Genomic DNA, 25,155 nt, shown 5'->3' on the forward strand with positions numbered 1-25,155 from the left:
TATGCAATTTCAGCTTGGGAAACATCGGCGTAAAGCACTACAAGGATTACTCTTCAGCTTGACCTTGGCTGTGGGTTGGGGTCTGGGAATTCCCTCTACTTTAGCAGCGTCCAAGATAACTATCCGTTTAGGACCATTTCAGCAAGCGATCGCCATCGCCGATTTAGAAAAGTTTGCCAAAACAGGTAAACTACCAGATAGCCTACAAATCTATAGCTCCTTTTTGACGCCCCAAATCCGAGAATTGCTCAATCGGCGTCTACAAGTAGATCCAGCGGTGGCTGATAAATTCGTTGCAGAACTCATGCGATCGCCTGCTGGTAATCAATTAATTACATCATTAGGTGTGGCTATACCAGGTAGTACGGTAGAAACCCTCCAGACAGCCCTCAACCTGGGCTTACGTCAAGTTAACGGTTTAACTGTAGTTGGGTTCTTGCAAGCCTATCCAGGAGACAATGTAACTGTAGATGCAAGTAAAGCTCTGCAAATAGCCCTCCAATTCAATACCAATAACTTGCAAAGTCAAGCTATTGGCGCTTTGTTATCGCGAGAACTATTAGTCAACAGCAACACAAAATTTCAACCCAGTTTCGATCCAGCTGCTGTTGGTAAGGAAGCCTTTCAGCAGCAAACACTCACTCTCCAAGACCGACAACGGAACCGCGTCATCCCTGTAGACATTTATTGGGGTAAAGGTGACGCACAAGCACCACTTGTTGTTATTTCCCACGGCTTTGGCGCCAATCGCAAATTTTTTAGCTATTTGGCGCGTCATCTAGCTTCCCAGGGGATCACCGTTGCGGCTATTGAACATCCTGGAAGTAATGTCAATGCTGTCACAAAAGCCTCAGAACAAGCTAACTTAGCGCAACTCCTACCAGCCAAGGAATTTATTGAGCGACCAAAAGATATCAGCTTTTTGCTCAATGAACTAGCAAAACTCAATACTCAATCTGGGCTACTTCAAGGAAAACTCAACACCGAGAAAGTGACTGTCATCGGTCATTCCTTGGGAGGTTATACCGCCTTGGCGTTGGTTGGTGCCCAAATAGACTTGGGGGAACTGCGACAATTCTGCAAAACTAACCTTTCCTTGGGCGAATCTCCCGGTGATTGGTTGCAATGTGCAGCTACTGCTTTAAAAGAAACAAAAATACAACTAAAAGATGAGCGTGTCAAGAGTGCGATCGCTTTAAATCCCCTCGTCGGTAAACTTTTTGGCAAAAACGGTCTTTCTCAAGTTACTAACCCAGTATTAATCTTCACTAGCACCGAAGATTCTCTGACCCCAACCCTTAAGCATCAAATAGCACCTTTTGCCCAACTGCGAGGTGCAAAATATTTATTAACTGCGATTGGTGCTACTCACATGAGTGTTAGCGATCCGGCATATTTAGTGTCAGATACTACCAACATTATTCAAGAAAAGCGCGGCGAAGAAACCAATTCTCTACGTCAGTTGATTCGTGGTGTCAGTTTAGCATTTGTTAAACAACTCACACCAGAAGCGAAAATTTACCAACCCTTTTTGACACCAGCTTACGCCCAATCTCTTTCTACATCTGAAATACCCTTACGGCTTAATTCTGATTTACCAGGAACTATTAAGCCTTGGTTGGGTTTTGTGTCAAATAATTAATTCAGCACCTACTCTGGGGGCACATATACAGCAATTTTCATTTCTTTGAACCACAGATCCTTGTAGGGGCGCAAGGCCTTGCATTGGTGTCAACTTAAGCTAAAAACCTTGGGCAGTCTCGTTTCCAGCCTCTGGCTGGAAATGCCTATCATGAGGCTCTGCCTCAACTCATCCGTCCTTGAGGCGGAAGCCCACTATATCTCGCTCCCACGCAGAGCATGGGAGCGAGACAAATTGTATCACGCGATGTAGGGGCACGGCACTGCCGTGCCCTTACCGATGTACCTCACTAGGGCGAGAAACGCTATATCTAAATCGTCACCAATTATTTAGGAGTGGTATAGATCAGCCTTTTTTCAAACATTTCATCTAAAATTGGTAAGACAAACCAAGAGAAAACACTGGATAAACATTCAACCAATCTAGGTCTTTCTGGATTTTGGATTTTTCTGCTGCAATATTGTTGTTAATCTCTGTTTGTAGAACCGGATTAGCTGCTGCTTCTGCACCAAAAGTAGGTGTTAAATCTACTTGTGGTGATCCGGGGAACAATACACCTAAATTGACCGAAAAGCCCAAGCGTTGACCGGGTTTAACAGCATTTCCCCAGCCAATACCAAGGTAAGGTGCAACACTATTAGGAAAAGAAATCTTAGCTTTCACTGAACCTAGTTGGTTAGCATCATAATCGTTGTTATTAATCCTAATCTTGCCAGTGGTGGCATTTCCGGTGCCTTCAACTCTATTATCATTAAATACCAATCCACCAGTTACACGAAAACCAGAGTTTTTCCAAGGATGGTAATCTACTACAGTAGAGACGTTGAATAAGTTTACGTCAGATTTGTAAGTAACATCGGTGTTTTTAACATCTATACCTGTAGAAAAGTAATTCAAACCTAATCTAGCATTAAGATTAGGTGTGACTGATTTGGTAACTGACGCTCCAAAGCCTAGGGTACTTACTTCAGAAGTAATTGCCCAACCGCTAGACTTAGTTATATTGTCTGTTTTTTGTTCGTCGGTTGGTTGAACTTCTGACGGTTTTGGTGTTGATGGAGTAGGACGCTGCGTACAACGAGAGTTAAAGGGATAGTTCTTACAAAAAGTCTCTAAATTAACTGGTGCATTGGCAATTTGGTTATCCAAAGATGAATTATTCTCTGGTTGTAAATCAGCAGCATTATAAGAGAAAGTTCCAGGTTCTGGGGCTGTATCTTTGTTCTCAGGTGTTACCTGTTCACTGATGGATTTAGCAATAAAATTATTGCTAACTTCTGGCTGATTTATTGATTCTGCAATTACTTCATCTGCAAGCACTGATTGACTGATTGATGCTCCCATTCCCAAGACAAAAGCAGTCGCTGTCAGTAAAGATAGACTGAACTGAAACTTGTTCATGATTCAATTACTCCTGATTGATTTGAAAACATTTTAGGGGTTTAAGCAAAGAGGAACTCGAAGCAGGGGGTTTTGTATCCGGGTCTTAGAGGATGTTTGTAGTAGTCTGTCAATTTTGTTTTGAGGGATTTTTGGTAGTGTGAGCGTCTCGCTCACGCGGGCAAGATGCCCGCACTACAGTCCATCATTTTTATCTTGACAGAGTAGTAGTTGCGCTTGAGCGCTGTGACAATCAAGATCGCTGAAGCGCAACTACGAACAACCCATCAAAATTAATGCAAGAGACCACTAGCAACAAGACAAGGAAAAGTTTTTCCTTGAGGGGTTGGTTACTGAGGTTTTTTGTTTCAGTAATTTAACAGCTAGCTCAAAATATTCCGCTTAATATAAGGGAGTTTTTCCCAAAAAGATAGTCTTTTTTGATACAAAATATATTAATTTTTGATCAATGAATTTTTATTGCCCAGAGAAAATCTAATTGCAAATTAGCAAATAAATAAGTAAGTAGCCGTCATGAACTGCAGGTTTTTTGGCAAAACCTACGCAGTATTGCAACCCGACAAGCAATTGACAACTCAACGGGTAAAAGGCAATATTTTAGTATAAAAAACTATAAATCAGTAGTCAGAACTGTTTTGGTGATTTGCCTGATGGGAATTTCCATCGAAAATTCTGTGCCTAACCCTGACTGGGAATCACATTTAAAGACACCACCGTGTTTATCGACTATAATCTTGTAACTAATTGACAACCCCAAGCCAGTACCCTTTCCTACTGGCTTTGTTGTGAAAAATGGGTCACATATTCTGGCTTTAATGGCTTCGGGAATTCCAGGGCCATTGTCAGCAATGCGAATCACCACAGTGGGAACATGACCTTGAAGCTCTTTTAAAGTAGTACGGATGGTAATTTGGCTACTATGCGGTTCTGATTTAGAGTCCCTGTAATCCTCAAGCGCATCGATCGCATTACTCAAAACATTCATGAAAACCTGATTGAGTTGTCCAGCATAACATTCTACTAAAGGAAGGTCGCCGTACTCTTTGACTAGCTGAATAGCGGGACTGTCTGGTTTTGCTTTTAAGCGATGCTGCAAAATCAGCAGACTACTATCAATCCCGTCGTGAATATTCACAGCTTTCATTTCAGCTTCATCAAGGCGAGAGAAATTCCGTAAACCCAAGACAATCTGGCGAATCCGATCAATCCCTACCTTCATCGAAGATAGACTTTTGGGTAAATCCTCAGTGATAAATTCCAAATCAATCTCTTCTGCACGCTCGCAAATCTCAGGGCTGGATTTAAGGTTTTGCTTGTCATAAAGTTCCAACATACCAAGTAAATCTTCGGCATAATCGCTCACATGAGTGAGATTACCATAAATAAAATTCACTGGGTTGTTAATTTCGTGGGCAATACCTGCTACCAATTGACCCAAGGAGGACATTTTCTCAGTTTGGATCAGTTGGGTTTGAGTTGCTTGTAGATCATGTAGTAATTGAGTTAGCTCTTGAGCTTGCTGTCTAGTCTGATTGAATAACTCAGCTTGCTGGAGTGCTACCCCAAGTTGATTCGCAATCTGAGCCATAAATTTAACTTCGCCAGCTTCCCAGTGGCGGGGTGCAGAATTTTGATAAACTGCGAGTAACCCCCAAAGTTTCTGTCCGCTAAATATCGGGGCGATCGCATAGGCTTTGACCTGAAATTGCTCTAGCATGGCAATATGGCAATCAGCGTGACCTACTTGATAAATATCATCCACGGCAAAGGTTTCATTATGGCGATACCGTCCACCTTGGGTTTCCTGCAAATAGGTATCTTCCCAAACTGTTTTGATATTTGACCCTACTAGTTTTATCCAGGGTTCATTAACAAATTCGGCAATATATTCACCACTCCAATCAGAATTGAAACGATAGACTGTAACTCGATCAACTTGCAATGATTGACAAACTTCTTGGGTGGTCGTCTGAAAAATTGCATCTAAGTCAAGAGATTCCCGGATTTTTCCAACTACTTCAAATAAGACTCGTTGTTGTTCTGCTGCTTGTTGTAGTTGAGCTGTGCGCTCTTGGACTTGATTTTCTAAATTAGCATTGAAAGCATGTACCTGTTGGTATAATTGATATTGCTGAATTGCGACGGCAAATTGTTTACCCAGTCCTTGAGCCAATTCAATTTCTATAGTAGTCCATTCGCGGGCTTGTGCCTTTTTAAATTGTCGCCAAGCTTCAAACGATAGACGCGGATAACGTTGTCGTTTATCCGCGTCAAACTGACCAGCCCATAGGGTTTCTGTGTCTATTGCTTCTCGAAAAATGCTTAAGTATCCCAGCACCTGCTGACGGTACTGAAGTTTTATCATTAATATGCTGCGAATTTTTGTTGGCTGGAAAGCAACTTGCAAATTTCCCAAACTAGGGGTTTTATAGATATCTGAAATTGCCCAAATATCCGATTCAGCACCCTGGTAATGCTCCTTCCAGACAGAATATTGCTCCAAAAGCCGATGTTTTGTCAATTCTGAGATTACAGGTTGTTGACCACAGGTATAAACTTGAATGTAATCGCTTTCTGTTTCTAGCCAGTCTCCTAAGCTCTTGAGCTTGTCATGGTGGAGATTCAACGCTGGATTTTTCAGACAAAGCCTACCACCACAACCAGAGAATGCAGCAACAGCTTCTTCTAAAGCTGGCTGTAACTCAATCAGGGGTTGGGAATGTAGCAGAGAAGCTATACGGTTGATGATCGCTTCCTTGGCTGCTGTTTGGCGAGCTTGAGTGAGGAGATTACTTTGGGCGATCGCCACTGATAGTTGATCAACTACAATCTGCACAGCTTCTAGTTCATATTGTGAAATCGAATATGACTCAGAATGATGAGATACCAGTAATCCCCAAAGTTGCTCTTGATGGAGAATAGGCACTACTAAGGTGAATTTTACCCCCATTGCTTTCAAATATTCAATATGACATAAATCAGCACGGTGGTAACTGATTTCCTCAGAAATAATTTCTGCATTTTCCCAGTCACGAAGGCGAATCTGAGTCATTTGCTGAGTGTCAACATTTACCATTGAACGTACCCGTGAATTGATAAATAGTTCGCGGGTATGGGTAGGTATATCATCAGCGGGAAAATTTAGCCCCAATAAGGAAGGTAAACGATTTTGATAAATCGACTCTCCAATAACTTGACCACTACCATCACCATGAAATTTGTAAATTATCACCCGGTCAATTCCCACTAATGAACGCACCTGTGCCGTTGTTATTGTGAGAATTTCTTCTAATTCTAATGTTCGACGGATACGGTTTGTAATGCGGCGTAATAAACTTTCTTGCTCAAGAGTTGCCCGCAAGTCTGGCTTAGAGGTCAGGGTCATTTCTTGTAGTTAACTCAATTAATTTAATTTAGCAAAAACATTTAATAATATCCAAAGCCATTTTCAAATTTAATTCACCAGCTTGTCTTCAGTAAGAATACTGGCAATTTTAACACTATGTTTTTTATTTTGTTCGAGAAAAATTCACATTTAATAATAAAGACTTAAACTGGATAAAATGTATATGAAGTGTATGTAAAGAAATCAAACTAATTAAACATAAAATACTAAAAATATTCTCATATTTGTAGTAGGGATAAAGTGCTGAAGAGTGGGGGGTTTCCCCCCTACCTGACCCGTAAACGGGAATTTAAAATTTTTACATTTATGTCAGGGCTTCAGCATATCAGCCAAACTAAACTTTCACACTGTCAGCAAAGCGGATTTTGAGATAGTCTTCTTCCATCTTTGCACCTGCAGGTTGCAGTGCTGCTAAGGCTTGGGGCAATACTAAATTACGGCGATGGTTGCCAATGGTAATGTTTAATTCGTCCCCAGTCTTACTCAGTTGAACCTGGCTTTTAGGAATTCCAGGTAAGTAAAGTTCTAAGCTGTATTGGTTGTTCTCTTGAACTACCCGAATTGTTGTTTCTTTATAATAAACCTGGGTGGGGTCTTCATCTTTGTAGAGCGTTTCCTTCAGCCTTTCTAAAGCTGCCAAACCGCACATTTCTTCAGAAAAAAGAGGCACTTCCTTCACAGGTAAAGGGTGAAAGTTGTCATGAATTTCTTGACGATATTGGCTTTGGTTTTCTTTCCACCGTTGGAAAAATGGGTCTTGCACTTCCTCGGGAATGATGCGATTAGCTACTACTAAATCTGTCGCAACATTGTACAAACTTAGATAAGCATGTGCGCGAAGCGATTCCTTAATCACCATCTTTTCGGGGTTGGTAACTAGGCGCACTGAGGTTTGAGTATTATCAGTTAAGACTTTTTCCAGAGCTTCAATTTGTTCATAAAATTCATAAGGTGCATCCATCACCTCTTTGTTTGGTAACGAAAAACCAGCGATGGGTCTAAAAATAGGTTCAACCAGAGGTCTAAGTGCTACCGAGATATTTTGAAAGGGTTTGTAAAAGCGGCGCATATACCAGCCGCCAACTTCCGGTAAACTCAGCAGACGTAGTGCTGTGCCGGTGGGGGCTGAGTCGATAATTAAGACATCATACTCCCCTTCATCATAATGGCGTTTCATTCTGACTAAGCCAAAAATCTCATCCATCCCAGGCAAAATTGCCAATTCTTCCGCCTGTATCCCATCTAAACCCCTGGCCTGTAAAACTTGAGTAATATAGCGCTTCACCGCACCCCAGTTTCCCTCTAGTTCCAGCAGCGCATCTAGTTCCGCACCCCACAAATTTGGGCGAATCTGTTTGGCTGCGTGTCCTAGTTCCAAGTCAAAACTATCTGCTAAGGAGTGAGCCGGATCTGTACTCAAAACCAGTGTACGATACCCTAGTTCAGCGCAACGCAGTCCAGTTGCAGCAGCAACAGAGGTTTTACCTACACCACCTTTGCCGGTCATTAAAATTACACGCATGGATGATTCTGTCCTGCCTGAGGATTGTTTACATTTGTTTACATTTTTATTATCAACTGTTTAGCTTAAACCGCAAGAAGCCTCTCACCGAAGCGAAGGGAGGTGATGAGATGAATGGCGGGGCGGCGACGAGTTGACCCCCGACCTTTATCAACCGTCAGGTTGATCAGGGAGTGGGGTCGGGGAGGAGTCGCCATTTTTAACTTTGAGCGAGTCTATAAAGTCTTCAACTACATGAGTCATAGTTTTATCGTTTTGACTTGCATATAACCGTAGCTTATTCAATCTACGTTCTGATATTCTTAAATTTAATGCTTTGTTTTTCATAATTGCCTACACATTGCCTTTACGTTTATGTTATCCTATGTGTAGGTCGAAAACAAAGGAAAAAATGAAGACATCATACCAGTACAAAATCAAGCCAACTAAAGAGCAATCAGCGAAAATAGATAAAACATTAGAAATGCTGCGTTGTCAGTATAATTATTTGTTGGCTCAAAGGTTTGACTGGTATGAAATGAATCGCTGCCCTATTGATAGATGTCCATTAATTTGTCACATACCAGAATTAAAAGAACAACCATTATACTACAATCAAAAAGCGTCTTTGGTTCAACTGAAAGTTGATAGACCTTGGTACAAAGAAATTCACTCTCAAGTGTTACAGGAAGTTCCTAAAAGAGTTGAATTAGCTTTTGACAGATGGTTAAAGGGTGACGTTAATGGCAAAAAGTCTGGTAGACCTAGATTCAAGGGTAAAGGTCAATATAAGACTTTTACTTACGCACAATTTAAGCAACGTAATTTTGTTAACAACAAAATTACGTTGTCAAAGATAGGGGACGTGAAAGTTATTGTTCATCGACCTATCCCAGATGGCTTGAAAATCAAAACCGCTTCTGTAACTAAAAAAGCTGATGGTTATTATGTGTCCCTCAGCTTGGAAGATAGTACAGTTCCTACAATTAAACCTGACTTTAACCCAGAGTCTATAACTGGTATTGACATGGGATTAAAAGAGTTTTTGACGACTGCTGATGGTGAAACAGTAGCTATTCCTCAACACTATCGCAAAGCGCAAAAACGTTTGAGAGTTATCCAAAAGCGTGTTTCCCGACGTAAAAAAGGTAGTAATCGTAGACAAAAAGCTGTTAAAAAATTGGGTAGACAGCATAAAAAAGTTGCTGACAAGCGCAAAGACTTCCATTTTAAAACTGCTAACAACTTACTGAAAAAATATGACGTAATTGCACATGAAGATTTAAACATCAAAGGAATTTCAAGGTCTAGACTTTCTAAATCTGTACATGATGCTGGTTGGGGCAACTTTTTATCAATACTAACAAACAAAGCCGGAAATGCTGGTTTGTTGGTAATACCTGTTAATCCCAAGAACACATCCCAAGATTGCTCTAATTGTGGCGCAAAAGTCCCTAAAAAGCTACACGAAAGATGGCACAACTGCCCACATTGCGGATGCAGTCTTGACCGTGACCATAATGCTGCAATCAATATAAAAAATAGGGCGGTAGGGCATTCCGTTCTTAAAGCCAAGAGCCTCCTAAGCGATAGCCGGATTGTCTTGGAAGCCTACACTGTATGCGTTGCATCAGTGTAGGAGATGTCACCCAAAGAAATGCTGCTTCAGGACATCGAGTTGTGAACAGTACCAATAATCTATGTGGGAAACAATCAAATTTTCTGCATTCAGGCGTAATTCACTCCAACCGGAGATAGAGATCCGTGGTTTCCAGGGGAGGGGAGTATTCCAGCTGAGTGTCCACTCAGTTTTTATTGTGTCTCCCTCTGTTTGAATATCGTGTAAGTCCATTTTGGGATTTAAAAACCAAGTTTGGATGAAATTAATCATCTTTTTGTAACGTTCAACGCCACGAAATTTATTTAGTGGATCTTGAAAATAAACTTCTGCGGCGTAAATGCTGTAAGTTTGATTAATGGGAAATCTTTGATAGTCGTCTTTGAGAATTTGAACTATATCCATAATTTTCGTTATTTGTTAGTGGACGACAGCCATTAGCAGCTTTGCGATCGCATGGTGCTGCTAATCCTAATCCCTTTGTTGTGATTCCCGATGCTGATAGAGAAATTTTACTGGATATTTTGCAAGTGGGCGATCGCACAGTTTGGCTGAATGAACCCAATTGGCGAGAACAGGTAGAGGAAGCATTTATAGCGTTTCTCACCCTAGTAAGGTACACCCGTAGGGGCACGGCAATGCCGTGCCCTTACACCGCGTGATACAATTTTGTACCTCACTTAACTGAGAATCGCTATAAGCAAGGTGCATCGGTTTCGCTGATAGCGCGTCCTGACGCACGGGGGGATTTAAAGTCAGCGATTTTGAGTTTAGCAGTCGAACCGATGGAACTTGGGTTTTTGCAGGTTTATCCATTGGTGGAGGGGGTGCAGAGGTATCCGCGAGGGTTTGGGGTGAGGCTGCGAGTGCGAGAAACGGTGCAGTGATAATGCCTACAAAAATAATTTATGTATAAATTATGTATACTTAGCAAGTATAGTTCCTCATTTAATATTATGATTTAGAGTCACTTATTTTGCTTTATATGGGTAGAATCTATACTAAAAACTTCTCTTAGTAAATGGCTGAAATAGATACAAACCTTTGATAATTTCAACTCGATTGACTAAGCAATACATATAAATAATGACATGACATTTAGTGAAACTCTCTGGGATAGATTTCTGACTTACGATAATTTTCTGCTTGCTTGGCAAAGAACGGTAAATGTTACTAGCCGTATGATTATTGATGAGTTGGGCTTTAAAATATTTGCTTTTAATCTTGAAGCTAATCTCAAAGATTTAATAAGGCAAGTAAAAGCGGAAGATTTTCCCTATACACCGCTAGCAGATCATAAAGTATATGTTCCAAAACCATCAACTACATTGAGAACAATGTCACTCATGGCTGTACCTGATGTTATTGTTTATCAAGCTCTTGTTAATGTTATTGCTGACGAAAGTCATCAATATCTAGTGACTCACCAGAATCAGCATATTTTTGGTAATATTTATGCTGGTTCTGGTAAACGCTGGATGCTCCGTCCCTGGAAACAACAATATAATAAATTTGTTAATTCTGTTGAAAGATTATATCGTCAGGGTAATTCTTGGATTGCTTCAACAGATATTGTATCTTTTTATGACACTATTGACCATGAGAGACTTATTCAGATTATATGGAAATATTGTGGCTCTAGAAGAGATAGTAAATTTGAAAATCTCTTGAGAGAATGTCTTTCAAAATGGTCAGCACATACAGCAGATGTAAAAATGAGTCGTGGAATTCCTCAAGGTGGTCATGCTTCTGATTTATTAGCAAATTTATTTTTATATGAACTTGATAAGATAATGATTTGTCAAGGATATCATTATGTACGTTATGTAGACGATATACGTATTCTAGGACGTGATAAGCAAACTGTTCAGCAAGGACTAATTCTTTTTGATTTAGAACTTAAGCGGGCTGGATTAGTGGCTCAGGTTACAAAAACTAGTATTCATGAAATCGAGGATATAAATAAAGAAATTACACATTTACGCTTTATAATTACAGATCCCACAGGAACAGGAGAATATACCCTAATTAAAGAGCCTTCTATTTCTCAAAGTGAACAGGCTGAATTGGCAGCAGATTATGTTAAAAAAACAAATACAAATACAGATACTATAGACGAAGAAACAAAAGTATCACATATTTCTACGGATTCAGACGAAGATACCGATGATGATTTTGAAGAAGAAGAGGATAGCAAAAGATACTCTTCAAATAAAAATTTCAATATAGATATAACTGAAAATAAAAAACTACAAGAGCAATTGCGGGAGATATTTTTAGAAGCTTATTCACTTCTAGATAATTCAGACAAAAGTAAAGAAGCAGAATCAAATATCACATTTTGCTTGTATCGGCTAGAACCTGATGAGCCAATACGTGAGAAAATATTAGATTTACTTGACAGGTTGCCTTGGCGTTCTGAAGCTATATGTTGTTGTTTAGGGCGTTTTAAAAATGATTCATTTATTGTAGAAAAATTACAAAATTTTATAAATAAACATAAGGTATATTCTTGGCATCGTGCTAATTCACTATGGTCTTTATATCAGATTAGTGGAGCTAAAAATACTGCATTTATATGCCGAGAATGGCTAGCTGATACTCGCTTAGACTGGTATGCCAGAATGATAGCTGCACGAATATTAGGAAAACTTCCTGGTCAACATTCCTATTTTATGGAATGCTTGCAACAAGAACAGCATAATAGTAAAGATGATCCGGAATCTTCATCACTGCTCAGACAAGAATTAGCTTATAGTGCTTTTCAGAGGATTAAATCACATAATAAGCTTTTAGCATTATTTCGCTTAATTTGTACTGATAAAAGCCCTGTAATGCACAGATTAGCTATTTATCTTCTACAAATGAATAAATGTAGAGTTACCTGGGATGATTTAAAGCCATACCACCAAGAAATGAGCAAGCTATCAGATTTAGTTAAATCTGTTGGCTTATCATCAGATGCTCCGAAAATATGCTTTATCTACCAAACGCTTTCAACTATATATAAAGTTTCATTTTCATCCAGCAATCTTTGTCTGTTTTATGGCGTGCATTACGAAAGATCTGTCGAGCATTTACGAGAATCTGTGAGTAGTTATCATAAATCACCTAATGCCTATATCAGAACTTTTCATCAATTTGCACATCTTACTTTAATTGCTTTTTATGAATACACTTTTCCCTTAGAATCAGGATTACATGACGGTTATGCATCTCTCACAGACAGAAAAGTTTTTACCACTTCCCTTCCAAACAGCTACCAAATTTGGAAAGACCTTGGCTCTATGCGGAACCGTGTTGATCATCCAGTAGATAAAAAAACAAAATCACACTCACAAAAGATTACTTTTGAAGAAACGGAATTTTTTCGTAAAAAACTCAATGTTGCTCTCCAAGAAATTTTTAATTTTTGGCTAAATTCATCACCTGTGACTACTTCTGTTCCTGTATCAACAACATGATGAATTCAGGAATTATCTAAATTTGATTTTCAATTTTCTCCTCTGTATATATTAAATTCGAGCGGTCCTTACCGCTCGAATTTTTTGTTATTGACGACGCTCTTGCAACTTGCGATAAACTGCCTTCAAATCAACTTGATGATGAGCTAAAGCCACCAGCGTATGATATAATAAATCAGCAACCTCCCCCGCGATCGCGTCTTCATCATCATCCTTAAACGCCATTACCACCTCAGCCGTTTCCTCACCGATCTTTTTCAAAATCTTGTTATCACCGCCGGCAAATAACTTACAAGTATAGGAATTTTCATTGGGGTGGTCACGGCGATCGCAAATTACCTGAAATAATTGAGATAATGTATCCCCTGGTGGTGGCACAATTTGCCCATCTACTTGATGAAAACAGCTACGCTCACCAGTGTGACAGGCAATATCTCCTACCTGTTCTATGCCAATTAGTAGGGCATCACTATCACAGTCATAACGGATACTCTGCACCTTTTGAATATGCCCAGAAGTCGCCCCCTTGTGCCACAACTCCTGACGGGAACGACTCCAAAACCAAGTTTCACCAGTTTCCAAAGTCTTTTGTAATGACTCCTGGTTCATCCACGCCATCATCAAGATAGTGCCATCTAGATAATCTTGGACGATTGCTGGCACTAAACCCTGTTCATCGTAGCGAATTTTTTCTACAGGAATGGCGTGGTGGAGTGAATGCGGATCGGTAGAAAACATACCAGCTAATTTGCTCTAATGATAATGATTCATGCATTCACGATACCATTATCAACAAGAATTACTAATTCGTAATTCGTAATTTATTTTTGAGCCGAAAACCATACCTGTTAATCCAAGTCAAATCAGCCAAATCATACCTTGCGAGACTTTTAAAACATCCTCTTCAGGGTGGGGTATAAATTACCGAGGTGTTTTGATATCAGAATTTTATGATTGCCAGTCAATTTTAGCGCGGTTTTGATGAAAGTCACTAACACAAATCTACTCAATAGTAAGCCGCCATACTCAAATGATCACATAACTTATCAAAATCAGTCTTGGAGGTTCATGTAAATTTTCTTGAACATAGATGGACTATTGTTAGGTGCGGTTGGTCAATAAATGTCAGGTTTTCCTAGGAAATTACCCTTTCCATCGCCGATTGCATCTTGACAGCACTCAAAGCGACCTGATGTGCTTTAGCGGCTTCACCATACCAATGGAGCGCCGAGTTATAAGCAGCCCGGTAAAGATCCTGATATGCCTCAGATAATAAACTCCGAATCTCTAAAGGCAAGTCTTGATTTGACTTGTATAACATATTGCTACTTTACTTGTTTGAGCTAATTCTACCAGGATAGGAATTCTAGGCACTATTTCACCCTATCCTAGGATAGAGCTTTTTTTGTTCCCCACTGTTAGGAGAGAACCGTGGTAAATACAACGATTAAAACGACAAAATCACAAGAAATCTTCGCCGCAGCCCAAAGCCTGATGCCAGGAGGAGTTAGTTCCCCAGTGCGTGCGTTCAAATCTGTGGGCGGTCAACCCATCGTTTTTGATCGCGTCAAAGGAGCATACATTTGGGATGTAGATGGCAACCAATACATCGACTATGTAGGCACTTGGGGACCGGCTATCTGCGGTCACGCCCATCCAGAAGTGATTGCAGCGCTGCATGAAGCCTTAGAAAAAGGTACTAGCTTCGGCGCACCTTCAGCCCTAGAAAATATCTTGGCAGAAATGGTGATCGCTGCCGTTCCTAGCATCGAAATGGTAAGATTTGTTAACTCCGGCACAGAAGCCTGTATGGCTGTGCTGCGATTAATGCGGGCTTTCACTAACCGGGAAAAAGTCATCAAATTTGAAGGCTGTTACCACGGTCACGCCGATATGTTCCTAGTCAAGGCTGGTTCTGGTGTCGCCACACTTGGCCTACCTGACTCGCCGGGAGTACCAAAATCCGCAACTATCAACACACTAACCGCTCCTTTCAATGATTTAGAAGCAGTCACTGCCTTATTTGAGCAAAACCGTGACGAGATTGCTGGTGTCATTCTTGAGCCAGTCGTCGGGAATGCCGGTTTTATTGCTCCTGATGCAGGCTTCCTCGAAGGCTTACGGGAACTCACCCATGAGCATGGAGCCTTATTAGTCTTTGATGAAGTCATGACAGGCTTCCGCATTGCTTACGGTGGCGCTCAACAGAAATTTGGCATCACCCCCGATTTGACAACCTTGGGTAAAGTGATTGGTGGTGGCTTACCAGTAGGAGCCTACGGTGGTCGTCGCGATATCATGTCAATGATTGCACCGGCTGGCCCTGTGTATCAAGCGGGGACTCTTTCTGGTAATCCTTTGGCGATGACCGCTGGGATTAAAACCCTAGAATTGCTGCAAAAACCTGGTACTTATGAGTATTTAGATCAGATTACGAAAAAACTTGCAGATGGCTTGCTGAAAGTTGCTCATGAAACTGGTCATGCGGCTTGCGTTGGTCACATTAGCGCCATGTTTGGCTTATTTTTCACAAGTGGGCCAGTTCATCAGTACGAGGATGCGAAAAAATCCGATACAGCCAAATTTGGCCGCTTCCATCGCGGGATGCTAGAGCGGGGTATTTACCTTGCACCATCTCAGTTTGAGGCTGGATTTACTTCTTTAGCTCATACTGAGGCTGATATTGAGCAGACTTTAACTGTTGCCAGGGAAGTCCTGTCTGGGTTGTAAAGTAAAACAGTACGGATTGCGGAGTGTTGAGTGCTGAACACTCCGCATTATTGCTCATGAGCGTCACTAAGTGAGGAATTTGGTGAATATAACCCATCGATGGGAAGTTTATGGTTATTTTACGCAAACTTACTCTAACTTTAGCCAATCTTCAAAGTATTTCCAGCAAAAATTACCTACCACAAATTGATTTTGTTTTCAATAATGAAATCATAGTGTGACGTAACAATTATTATTCGTGTAGCGAGTTGACAGTACATGAGCTACTGCTTGAATCCTATCTGTTCCCATCCAGAAAATGTGGCATATAGCCAAAGGTGTCAGTCTTGTGGCTCGCAACTACTGTTGAGAGACCGCTATCAAGTCGTGAAACCATTGGGTCAAGGTGGCTTTGGCGCAACCTTTTTAGCCTATGATCAAGCCTTACCAGGGGAACCGAGTTGCGTGATTAAGCAACTTCGTCCCTCAGCAAATGCACCACATGTTTTACAGATGGCGCGAGAACTGTTTGAGCGAGAGGCGAAAACCCTAGGCAAAATTGGGAATCATCCCCAAGTCCCAAGGCTGTTGGACTATTTTGAAGACAATCAACAATTCTACTTAGTCCAGGAATACATTAATGGTGCCACCTTACAGCAAGAGGTGAAACGCAACGGTATTTTTAGCGAAGCTGGGGTCAAGCAGTTCTTGAGTGAAATTTTGCCTTTGCTGCAATACATTCATGAGCAAAAGGTGATTCACCGTGATATCAAACCAGCCAACTTGATTCGCCGCAGTCAAGATGCAAGAATGGTTTTGATTGATTTTGGAGCGGTGAAAAACCAAGTCAATCCAATTTCTGGCCCATCAGGACAGACCGTATTAACTGCTTATGCAATTGGTACTCCTGGTTTTGCGCCTCCAGAGCAAATGGCGATGCGTCCAGTCTACGCCAGTGATATCTACGCCCTGGGAATAACATGCATTTATATGCTGACTGGTAAAGCTCCTAAAGATTTGGAATACAATCCCACAACTGGTGAAATGATGTGGGAACGACTTGTACAACTCAGTGACCACTTCGCAAGTGTATTGCGGAAAATGTTGGAGGTGTCAGTACGTAATCGCTACCAGTCAGCCACCGAGGTACTCAGAGGGTTGGAAATGGAACCATACCTGGAGAGTTTGGCTAAGGGATTGCTGGTTAAAACTGATGCCAGCGTTAAAGAGGTAACACAGAACCGCTGGGAAAATTCTGCGGTGATCAGTAGGAATCCTGTTGCTACTAATAGTAGTAGTAGTAGTGCAGAAGTGGCGCAGTTAGCAGCTGCAATTCGCGCCAGACGTGCTAAAGCTACAGAAGCGGCTGCATTAAATCCAGCGGGAATCCGCCAAGGGCTGATGGTGGCAAAATCTACAACCTTGGCTAGCAGCAACAGTAATGGTTCGCAAATTCAAAACTCTAAAATTGCACGCAAGTTAGATACCCAAGGTTTACTCACAGCCTATCTTAAGGGAAGACGGGATTTTGCTCAACACAATTTGAGTCTACTTAATTTGCAAGGTTCTGACTTGTCAGGGACGAATTTTCATTCGGCGCAAATGCACAAAACCAACCTCCAAGGAGCTAATCTCCACAATAGTGATTTTGGTAGAGCCAGTCTGATGGGTGCTAATCTCAGGGACGCTAATTTGACCAAAGCTTACCTGAACAATGCTGATTTAGAAGCAGCTGACCTGCGAGGTGCTGACCTCACCCATGTTAATTTCAGCAATGCCAATCTTAAGGGAGCTAATCTCTGTGGTGCTAATCTTACTGGTGCGAAAATTGCCGATGAACAACTGGCGCAGGCTAAAACCAATTGGATGACGGTACGTCCCAATGGTAAACGAGGTTTGTTGTGATTTCAGCTTTGAGATTAGGTTAATTCCAAATTGTCAATTAAATAAATCTTAAAATTTTAAAAGTTTAAAAAAATTTTATATTCACACTGTTATTTAGGCAATAGTGTCATGTCCCGCTGACGAACCACTATTACTACATGAAACTTAACCCGCTTTGAAATTAGCCAAAACGGGCTTTAATACTCTGATCTTGAGCGTTCCAGCTAACGCTTAGAGATCTCCCAAATAGCAAACAGGTAATTGTGCCATCACTTAGTAAATGCTATTGTTTGTTTAATTGTTTGTTTTGAATGTTTTCCTGAAAATTAAGCAAAATTTAACAAGTACCACCTGTTAAAACTGCGAAAGACTACTTTACAATAAACAACAAAGGAACACAATAATTTTTTTATAAAAATTTTCCATAACATCTATGAGCGCGAAAACCAGGGACAATTTCACCCCAATCAAAGGCGAAAACAATTGACGCTCTTTGGCCGCTAGAGTTTCCAGGGTAGGTGCGGCAAGTAAAAAGCAATTTATCATTCCTGATACAGGCTGACACGAAATGTTAATGACAGAAATCAGCAATTTAAATTTGTTGGCAGTACAAGCCTCGCCGATGGCGTCTGAGCTACAACAGAAGGAAGTAGAACGGCAATTAAGTCTGTTTCAGATATTCCGCAAGCTGTATGAAGACCATAGCAGCCTTTTAAATGAAATTCTGCAGATAGAAGCCCCAGAACAGTCGGCGTTGACAGGGGTGAAGCCATGTTACGTACAAGGCGTAGTAGAAGCGTCTGATGTTTACGTGATTACTAACTTGTGCGAAAACAAGACACAAAGCTTACAACAACCACAGGGTATCTGGACAATAGGTCGCGATACCAACAGTGGCATACATATTGCTGATAGATATTTATCTGAACGCCACGCTGCGATTCAATATATTGACGATCAAGGTTTTTATTTAATTGACTTTAACAGCAGCAATGGCTCCTTTGTGAATGGCGAGCCAGTCTATCAGCCGAAAAAGCTCAAAGATGGCGATCGCATTCGTCTAGGTAGTATAACTTTTGATTTTTTTATTAATCAGACTAATCGTGTTCTACCAACTGTAGCAATCGAGTTACTGTTGCAGCTTGTGTCTCGAAATGATGGTAATGCAGTAAAAATGCCTAATCAACCCAGTAATAAACAAAAACAACCGACTCAAAGCTCAAATGAGCTTCCACGGATTGACACAGACTTACGCTTATTTGATCACCACCAACAACCGCATGGTGGCTTAAGTGCAGAAGACAAGTCAGAAATTTTAGACCGCTTTTTCAGCAGAAGTCGTTAATAGTTAGACAACTGCTGCTTACTGCTATTTTTAGTTAGCTATTATATCACAAATAAAGTAGGGGCGCAAGGCCTTGCGCCCCTACCATCGTATCTATCTGAGTTTTTTAGTCTTCTTCAGGCTCTATATCAAGTTCTTCCTCTTCGTCTTCGCTGACCTTGGCGACAGAGTTAGCGGAGACAACAGCGCCTTTGTCTAGCTTTTCACGTACTAGCTGGGTAATTTTGTCAGTAAATTCGGGCTTGTCTTCCAGATATTTAATGGCGTTATCTCGACCTTGGGAAATATTTTCGCCGTTGAAGCTATACCAAGCGCCTTTGCGGATGAGGACGCCTGTTTCTTCTGCTAGGTCAACAAGACAACCTAATGTAGAAATTCCTTTGCCAAAAATAATGTCAAATTCTGCAATTCTAAAAGGCGGTGCTACTTTATTTTTGGCAACTTTTACCTTAACACGGTTGCCAAATTCATCTGTACCTTTTTTCAAGGTTTGAATCCGGCGAATATCTAAGCGTACCGAAGCGTAAAATTTCAATGCGTTACCACCAGTTGTTGTTTCTGGGCTACCGTAGGTAACACCGATTTTTTGCCGCAACTGGTTGATAAAAATTACTGTGCAGCCAGATTTACCAATATTTCCCGTAATTTTGCGTAGAGCTTGGCTCATCAATCTGGCTTGGAGACCAACGTGAGCATCACCCATATCGCCTTCAATTTCAGCGCGGGGAACCAATGCTGCTACTGAGTCAATGATCACAATATCAACCGCAGCAGAACGAACTAGCTGATCGACAATTTCCAAAGCCGATTCACCAGTGTCTGGTTGAGAAACTAGCAAATTATCAATATCTACGCCTAATGCTGCAGCGTAGGTGGGGTCTAGGGCGTGTTCAGCATCCACAAAAGCAGCAATACCCCCATTTCTTTGTACTTCCGCCAGGGCGTGTAAGGCTACCGTCGTCTTACCGGAACTTTCAGGACCATAAATTTCAATTACCCGTCCTTTGGGTAAACCGCCCCCCAATGCTAAATCCAAGGTAAGCGCCCCGGTGGAAATTGTCTCCACGCGCATCCGGGTAGCATCACCTAAGCGCATGATTGCTCCTTTACCGAAGCTGCGCTCAATCTGGCTGAGTACCACGTTCAGCGCTTTTTGCTTGCCATTCGTATCTGTGTTGGTAGCCATTAGAGCCTCGAAATATAGGGATTTATGGAGTGTTGGGAGTCTGAGTAGAACAGATATACTATTTTAACCAGAAAATGCTGTAATGGGAATTCTCAAAAAAGGAAGCGTGCCAAGATTTTAACGCGATCGCCACAGGATTAGGTAGCCCGACTCAATAATTTTACCAAAAAACTGGGTCTAAAGCCTGGCCCTTCTATTACTCTGTCAAGATAAAAATGATGGACTGTAGTGCGGGCATCTTGCCCGCGTGAGCGAGACGCTCACACTACCAAAAATCCCTCAAAACAAAATTGACAGACTACTACTCCCTTCCCGCTGGAAGATTACCGTTCGCGGAGCGTCCCGTAGGGAAATAATTTTTAGCTCACGCATTCGCGCAGCGTCTCGCAGAGAAGGCGCAAAGGCGCAAAGAAGGAAAATTATAGGTAATCTTAGACCGGGAAGGGAGTAAGCGGCGATCGCCACTGTATAATTATGTAATTGTTCTTCATCAATAGTAATTAACTTGACATATAATTCTGAGCAAGCAAGTGATAATCAAGACATAAGCCACTCAAAGCAGAGTTATGACCCATATCTGCTGTCTAAATCCCGCTTGCTACAATCCCCAATCTCCTGATGGGACTAAATTTTGTGTTAACTGCGGTGTTCCACTGGTAACACTCAGAAACCGCTATCGCCCGATAAAATCTTTAGGCGGTGGGGGATTTGGCAAAACTTATCTGGCTGAAGATATTGACAAGTTAAATCAAAAATGCGTGATTAAGCAGTTTGCGCCACAGGTACAGGGAACAGGCGCACTGCAAAAGGCTACAGAATTATTTGAACAAGAAGCCAGAAGATTAGAACAATTAGGGGAACATCCGCAAATTCCGACGCTGTTGGCGTATTTTCAAGCAGATGGTCGCCTGTATTTGGTACAGCAATTTATCGATGGGCAAGATTTATTAAAAGAATTGCAACAGCAAGGGAATTTTAGTGAAGAAAAGATTCGGGAATTATTGGGCGATTTGTTAGAGATTCTCAAAATTGTCCATCAGGAAAAAGTTATTCATCGGGATATTAAACCAGAGAATATTATTCGTCGTCGCGTTGCTAATTCGTCTCTAATTCAGGGAGGGAAAAAGGCAGATTTAGTATTAATTGATTTTGGTGCCGCGAAACAAGTGACAACAACTGTGGTTTCGAGTCAAGGGACTACCATTGGTTCTTTTGGTTATGTACCGATAGAACAAATGCAAGGTGGAGAAGCCTATCGAGCGAGTGATTTATACAGTTTAGGTGCAACTTGCTTTCATTTATTGAGTGGAATTCACCCTTGGGAACTTTGGAAAATACAAGGTTATGGTTGGGTGGGGAGTTGGAGACAGCATTTACCGCAATCGGTGAGTGAGGAATTGGGGCAAATTTTAGATAAGTTACTGCAACAAGATTATCAACAGCGTTATCAGGGATCTTCCGTACTTAGCGTGCTGAATTTATTAAATAATCAGCTTGAAACCCTTGCAGAGCTAAGATAATAGTCATTATTTTCTGTATTTTATATCATATTGCTAAAAATTAAATTATGAACGCCTGTAAGCCTTACTTTTAAAGCAAATTTATAGACTTTAATTAATAATTAAGCACGCTAAGTACGCAAGAACCGACTTTGGTGAGTGGGAGTAGTGACAAGACTATCAAATTCTGGAACCTGCAAACGGGTAAGTTGAAATCTATCCTCACTGGTCATTCCGACTCGATTCTTTCCGTCGCCATCAGCCCAGATGGTCAGACTTTGGTGAGTGGGAGTGGGGACAAGACTATCAAAATCTGGAACCTGCAAACGGGTGAGTTGAAATCTACCTTCACTGGTCATTCCGACTATGTTAATTCCGTCGCCATCAGCCCAGATGGTCAGACTTTGGTGAGTGGGAGTGGGGACAAGACTATCAAAATCTGGCGGATGCCGTAGTTACAGTACAATAGGCTTGGTGTTAGCGGATCGCAGTTAAGAATAATTGTAGGTTGGGTTGAGGCTCACCGCAAACCCAACAAATTCCGGAGAAATATTATAGCGCTTCTCAGTTGGATGCAATACAAAATTATATCGTCGCGTGTAGGGGCACGGCATTGCCGTGCCCCTACGAGTGTATTGGACTCAAACGAGAACCGCTTTATTCGTGCCGTGCCCCTACGACAATTTTCCTTAACTGAACTGTATTGTCCTAAGTCAGTTCTATGATAAAAATAAACCACGCTATGGTTTAATTTATGTCTTCTCCTGTTCTGGAAAAACCTACGAGTTCTGAGACTTCCTACGTTCTTGTGTACAATGTCAGTTGGGAACAATTAGAACAGCTTGATATTGCCCTTGCAGGGACAAGCGCACGACTAAGTTATTTAGATGGTATTCTCGAAATTATGTCGCCACTTTCTGATGACCATGAGGACAATAGAAAAACTCTGGCGATGTTGCTAGAAATTTATCTGCGGATAAAGAATATCCGGTTTTATGGGCGGGGATCTGCAACCATAGGTAAAAAGGAAGACAACACGCGATGCGAACCCGATGAGTCTTATAATTTAGGGACAAAAAAACCTATTCCCGATTTATTGTTAGAAATAACTGTCACGAGTGGCGGAATCAATAAGCTAGAAATTTATCAGCGTTTGCGAGTACCTGAAGTCTGGTTTTGGGAAGATGGTTTATTATCAGTTTATTGTTTGCAAGGTGACAGTTATATCAAAGTTAATAAAAGTAATTTATTGCCAGAGTTGAATTTAGATTTATTAGCAAAATATGCGCTAATGGCTGACCAATATGATGCGGTGAATGAATATAGTCGGATAATAACTCAGGAATAAATTAAAATTAGGATTGCTATATTCCTCTCTATGTCGTGGTGGAGGGGCTAGTCCCGCGATTTCAAACTATTTGTTTAGCCGGATAAATTTTTAGATACCCCTAAATCCACACGATATGATACCAGCTGTAGGGGCACGGCATTGCCGTGCCCCCACTCGCTCCTACATGTGTCAGCGAGACTTTGAAATCGCGGGACTAGGCGTGGGGTCTTATTTTCAAGTCAGATTCATCAACAATGCGATAAAATTAAGAAAGAGAAATATTTAGGTAACGACTCGGATATGGGTACTTTGCCAGAAATCGAAGCTGCTATCAAACAACTACCGGAAAATGATATTCGTCAACTGGCTGCTTGGTTGGAAGAATATTTAGAACAAATCTGGGATCAGGAAATCGAAGCTGACTTGACATCGGGAAAACTAGATCAGCTAATTGTTAAAGTAGAAGCTGATATTGCAGCAAATAAGGTGCGAGATATTGATGGAATCATTAATAATTTTTAGCTCACGCAAAGGCGCATTCGCGCAGCGTCTCGCAGAGAAGGCGCAAAGAAGGAAAATTATAGGTAATCTTCCAGCGGTTCGGGAGTAATTCGTAATTTTGAGGTCGCACAAAAATGCTACAATCGCTTCAGCACTAATGGTTTGTGGCATCTTTGATGACTTCTGACTTTGCCAACCCCGCAATTCCCAACACCGCGCTTTCAGTCGCCGGTTTAACTGACTACATCCGCTTACTTTTAGAACAAGATGACCAACTACGTCAGGTTTGGGTAACTGGGGAAGTTTCCAGTGCTAATCACCACCGCAGTGGCTTATTTTTTACATTGCAAGACCCCGATGGGACAGCAGGTATTAAATGTGTGGTGTGGAATAGTCAATTGGCAAAACTCGCACAGATACCCGTCCCTGGTGAGCAATTAATCATCTTGGGTAGTATCCGTCTTTACCCCCAAAGGGGAGAATATCAATTGACAGTTTGGCAGGCTTTACCTGCTGGTTTTGGTTTACAGGCGTTGCGTTATCAGCAATTACGGAACCAGTTGCTAGCTGAAGGTTTGTTTGATACCCAAAGAAAGCGGCCGCTCCCCAATCACCCCCACGCGATCGCCGTTGTCACTTCCCCCACCGCTGCAGCTTGGGGTGATATTCAAAAAACTCTCAGGCTGAGGTATCCAGGTTTACAAGTTTTATTTTCTCCCGCAACAGTACAGGGTGAGCAAGCGCCGGAATCTATCGTCAAGGCGATTGAGCGGGTAGAACGAGATGGACGCGCCCAGGTGCTGATTTTATCACGGGGTGGCGGCGCGGTTGAGGAGTTGGCTTGCTTTAATGATGAGCGGGTAGTCCGAGCAGTTGCAAATTGTTTTATACCAGTAATTACGGGGATTGGTCATCAAAGAGATGAGTCATTGGTAGACTTAGTGGCGGATGCATGTGTGCATACTCCCACCGCTGCAGCGGAAATGGTTGTACCGTCACTCTCAGATATGTATGCACAGCATCGCCAGCGTGTAAATGCTTTACATGAGGCGGTGGGGGATTATGGGAAAATAGCTGGAAATAAACTCCAAGGATTGAAAAATCGTTTGCGGCGTTTGCGGTTAGACCGACAAATACAGCAAGAGGTGGAAAGGATAACTTGGAAGCGCCAGGAATTGCTACAGGTAACAAATAGGCGATCGCACCAAGCGACTCAGCATTTAGAATTATTAAAGCAAAAATTAGCAAGTCTTGACCCAAAAGCCGTATTACAGCGTGGTTATGCAGTGGTGAGACAGGAAAATGGGGCGATCGCCCGTTCATCTGTGGAGTTGGCTGTGGGACAAGATTTGTTGATTCAATTGGGTCAGGGTGAAGTTAAAGTGAAGGTTACGGAAATTCATTGACACTCCTTAGCCTAAAGGCTAAGGATTCTTGGTTCAACGAGTCCACTTAGCCTAGACCCCTTGCGGTATCTAAGCCAGAGGTGGTTCTCTCCCCTTCGCGGAGCGTCTGTCTTTGCTACGCAACGCTACCGCGAACGACACGCTTCTCTGCGAGCGCCGAAGGCTACGCGAACGTAGAGAAGCGTTAACTTTTGGTCTGCCCGACCATAGTTGCACATAGTGCAAAATTTGTTTGCAGTTTAATGCTGTTAGTCTAGTACTTG

17 protein-coding genes and 2 pseudogenes are annotated in these 25,155 nt (G+C 41.6%); 12 read left to right on the forward strand and 7 right to left on the reverse strand.

Annotation, left to right across the window (positions count from 1 at the left end; all coding sequences use genetic code 11):
* The first annotated feature begins 1 nt into the window (after nucleotide 1).
* Nucleotides 2-1,642, forward strand: coding sequence for an alpha/beta fold hydrolase (locus HEQ19_02935; protein ID WYL98635.1), 1,641 nt, complete (start codon nucleotides 2-4; stop codon nucleotides 1,640-1,642).
* Between the two features lie 369 nt (nucleotides 1,643-2,011).
* Here the strand turns inward: HEQ19_02935 and HEQ19_02940 are convergent, their stop codons facing one another.
* From HEQ19_02940 to HEQ19_02950, 3 genes are all read right to left on the reverse strand, one after another.
* Nucleotides 2,012-3,043 (reverse strand): hypothetical protein, encoded by a 1,032-nt coding sequence (locus tag HEQ19_02940; GenBank protein ID WYL98636.1) that lies wholly within the window; start codon nucleotides 3,041-3,043, stop codon nucleotides 2,012-2,014.
* Nucleotides 3,044-3,653: 610 nt separating this feature from the next.
* Nucleotides 3,654-6,428 (reverse strand): GAF domain-containing protein, encoded by a 2,775-nt coding sequence (locus HEQ19_02945; GenBank protein ID WYM03227.2) that lies wholly within the window; start codon nucleotides 6,426-6,428, stop codon nucleotides 3,654-3,656.
* Between the two features lie 355 nt (nucleotides 6,429-6,783).
* Complete coding sequence (locus tag HEQ19_02950; protein ID WYL98637.1) at nucleotides 6,784-7,971, reverse strand: TRC40/GET3/ArsA family transport-energizing ATPase; 1,188 nt, start codon at nucleotides 7,969-7,971, stop codon at nucleotides 6,784-6,786.
* A 391-nt stretch (nucleotides 7,972-8,362) separates the two neighbouring features.
* Here HEQ19_02950 and HEQ19_02955 point away from each other — a divergent pair, with 391 nt between their 5' ends.
* Nucleotides 8,363-9,589: a transposase gene (locus HEQ19_02955; protein ID WYL98638.1), complete on the forward strand. Its 1,227-nt coding sequence runs from the start codon at nucleotides 8,363-8,365 to the stop codon at nucleotides 9,587-9,589.
* A gap of 6 nt (nucleotides 9,590-9,595) precedes the next feature.
* On the opposite strand, the gene HEQ19_02960 is transcribed toward HEQ19_02955, so the two are convergent.
* The gene (locus HEQ19_02960; protein ID WYL98639.1) at nucleotides 9,596-9,973 is read right to left on the reverse strand and encodes a DUF2358 domain-containing protein; all 378 of its coding nucleotides are present in this window, start codon (nucleotides 9,971-9,973) and stop codon (nucleotides 9,596-9,598) included.
* Between the two features lie 41 nt (nucleotides 9,974-10,014).
* Between HEQ19_02960 and HEQ19_02965 the strand changes: the two genes are divergently transcribed.
* Both HEQ19_02965 and HEQ19_02970 read left to right on the forward strand, forming a co-directional pair.
* Nucleotides 10,015-10,230 (forward strand): hypothetical protein, encoded by a 216-nt coding sequence (locus HEQ19_02965; GenBank protein ID WYL98640.1) that lies wholly within the window; start codon nucleotides 10,015-10,017, stop codon nucleotides 10,228-10,230.
* 429 nt (nucleotides 10,231-10,659) lie between these two features.
* Nucleotides 10,660-13,032, forward strand: a complete 2,373-nt coding sequence (locus HEQ19_02970) for an RNA-directed DNA polymerase (GenBank protein WYL98641.1) — start codon at nucleotides 10,660-10,662, stop codon at nucleotides 13,030-13,032.
* An 87-nt stretch (nucleotides 13,033-13,119) separates the two neighbouring features.
* Here the strand turns inward: HEQ19_02970 and hisIE are convergent, their stop codons facing one another.
* A complete protein-coding gene (gene hisIE, locus HEQ19_02975) occupies nucleotides 13,120-13,770 on the reverse strand; it encodes a bifunctional phosphoribosyl-AMP cyclohydrolase/phosphoribosyl-ATP diphosphatase HisIE (protein ID WYL98642.1) in 651 nt (216 codons plus the stop codon).
* A 397-nt stretch (nucleotides 13,771-14,167) separates the two neighbouring features.
* Nucleotides 14,168-14,353: a ChaB family protein gene (locus tag HEQ19_02980; protein WYL98643.1), complete on the reverse strand. Its 186-nt coding sequence runs from the start codon at nucleotides 14,351-14,353 to the stop codon at nucleotides 14,168-14,170.
* Nucleotides 14,354-14,463: 110 nt separating this feature from the next.
* Between HEQ19_02980 and hemL the strand changes: the two genes are divergently transcribed.
* The 3 genes from hemL to HEQ19_02995 all read left to right on the forward strand — a co-directional run bounded on the left by hemL (nucleotide 14,464) and on the right by HEQ19_02995 (nucleotide 18,970).
* Nucleotides 14,464-15,762, forward strand: a complete 1,299-nt coding sequence (gene hemL, locus HEQ19_02985) for a glutamate-1-semialdehyde 2,1-aminomutase (protein WYL98644.1) — start codon at nucleotides 14,464-14,466, stop codon at nucleotides 15,760-15,762.
* Nucleotides 15,763-16,020: 258 nt separating this feature from the next.
* Nucleotides 16,021-17,646 (forward strand): serine/threonine-protein kinase, encoded by a 1,626-nt coding sequence (locus HEQ19_02990; protein ID WYL98645.1) that lies wholly within the window; start codon nucleotides 16,021-16,023, stop codon nucleotides 17,644-17,646.
* A 553-nt stretch (nucleotides 17,647-18,199) separates the two neighbouring features.
* Complete coding sequence (locus tag HEQ19_02995) at nucleotides 18,200-18,970, forward strand: FHA domain-containing protein (protein ID WYM03228.2); 771 nt, start codon at nucleotides 18,200-18,202, stop codon at nucleotides 18,968-18,970.
* Between the two features lie 106 nt (nucleotides 18,971-19,076).
* On the opposite strand, the gene recA is transcribed toward HEQ19_02995, so the two are convergent.
* Nucleotides 19,077-20,156, reverse strand: a complete 1,080-nt coding sequence (recA, locus tag HEQ19_03000) for a recombinase RecA (GenBank protein ID WYL98646.1) — start codon at nucleotides 20,154-20,156, stop codon at nucleotides 19,077-19,079.
* A gap of 566 nt (nucleotides 20,157-20,722) precedes the next feature.
* On the opposite strand from recA, the pseudogene HEQ19_03005 reads away from it, so the two are divergent.
* From HEQ19_03005 to xseA, 5 genes and pseudogenes are all read left to right on the forward strand, one after another.
* A pseudogene (locus tag HEQ19_03005) lies at nucleotides 20,723-21,613 on the forward strand (serine/threonine-protein kinase).
* A 194-nt stretch (nucleotides 21,614-21,807) separates the two neighbouring features.
* Nucleotides 21,808-22,110, forward strand: a pseudogene (locus tag HEQ19_03010) (hypothetical protein).
* Nucleotides 22,111-22,409: 299 nt separating this feature from the next.
* Nucleotides 22,410-23,003 (forward strand): Uma2 family endonuclease, encoded by a 594-nt coding sequence (locus tag HEQ19_03015; protein WYL98648.1) that lies wholly within the window; start codon nucleotides 22,410-22,412, stop codon nucleotides 23,001-23,003.
* Between the two features lie 282 nt (nucleotides 23,004-23,285).
* Complete coding sequence (locus HEQ19_03020) at nucleotides 23,286-23,507, forward strand: hypothetical protein (protein WYL98649.1); 222 nt, start codon at nucleotides 23,286-23,288, stop codon at nucleotides 23,505-23,507.
* Nucleotides 23,508-23,662: 155 nt separating this feature from the next.
* The gene (gene xseA, locus HEQ19_03025; GenBank protein WYL98650.1) at nucleotides 23,663-24,892 is read left to right on the forward strand and encodes an exodeoxyribonuclease VII large subunit; all 1,230 of its coding nucleotides are present in this window, start codon (nucleotides 23,663-23,665) and stop codon (nucleotides 24,890-24,892) included.
* Nucleotides 24,893-25,155: the final 263 nt, after the last annotated feature.

It is taken from the genome of Gloeotrichia echinulata CP02, from assembly GCA_038087035.1.
GTDB lineage: Bacteria > Cyanobacteriota > Cyanobacteriia > Cyanobacteriales > Nostocaceae > Gloeotrichia > Gloeotrichia echinulata.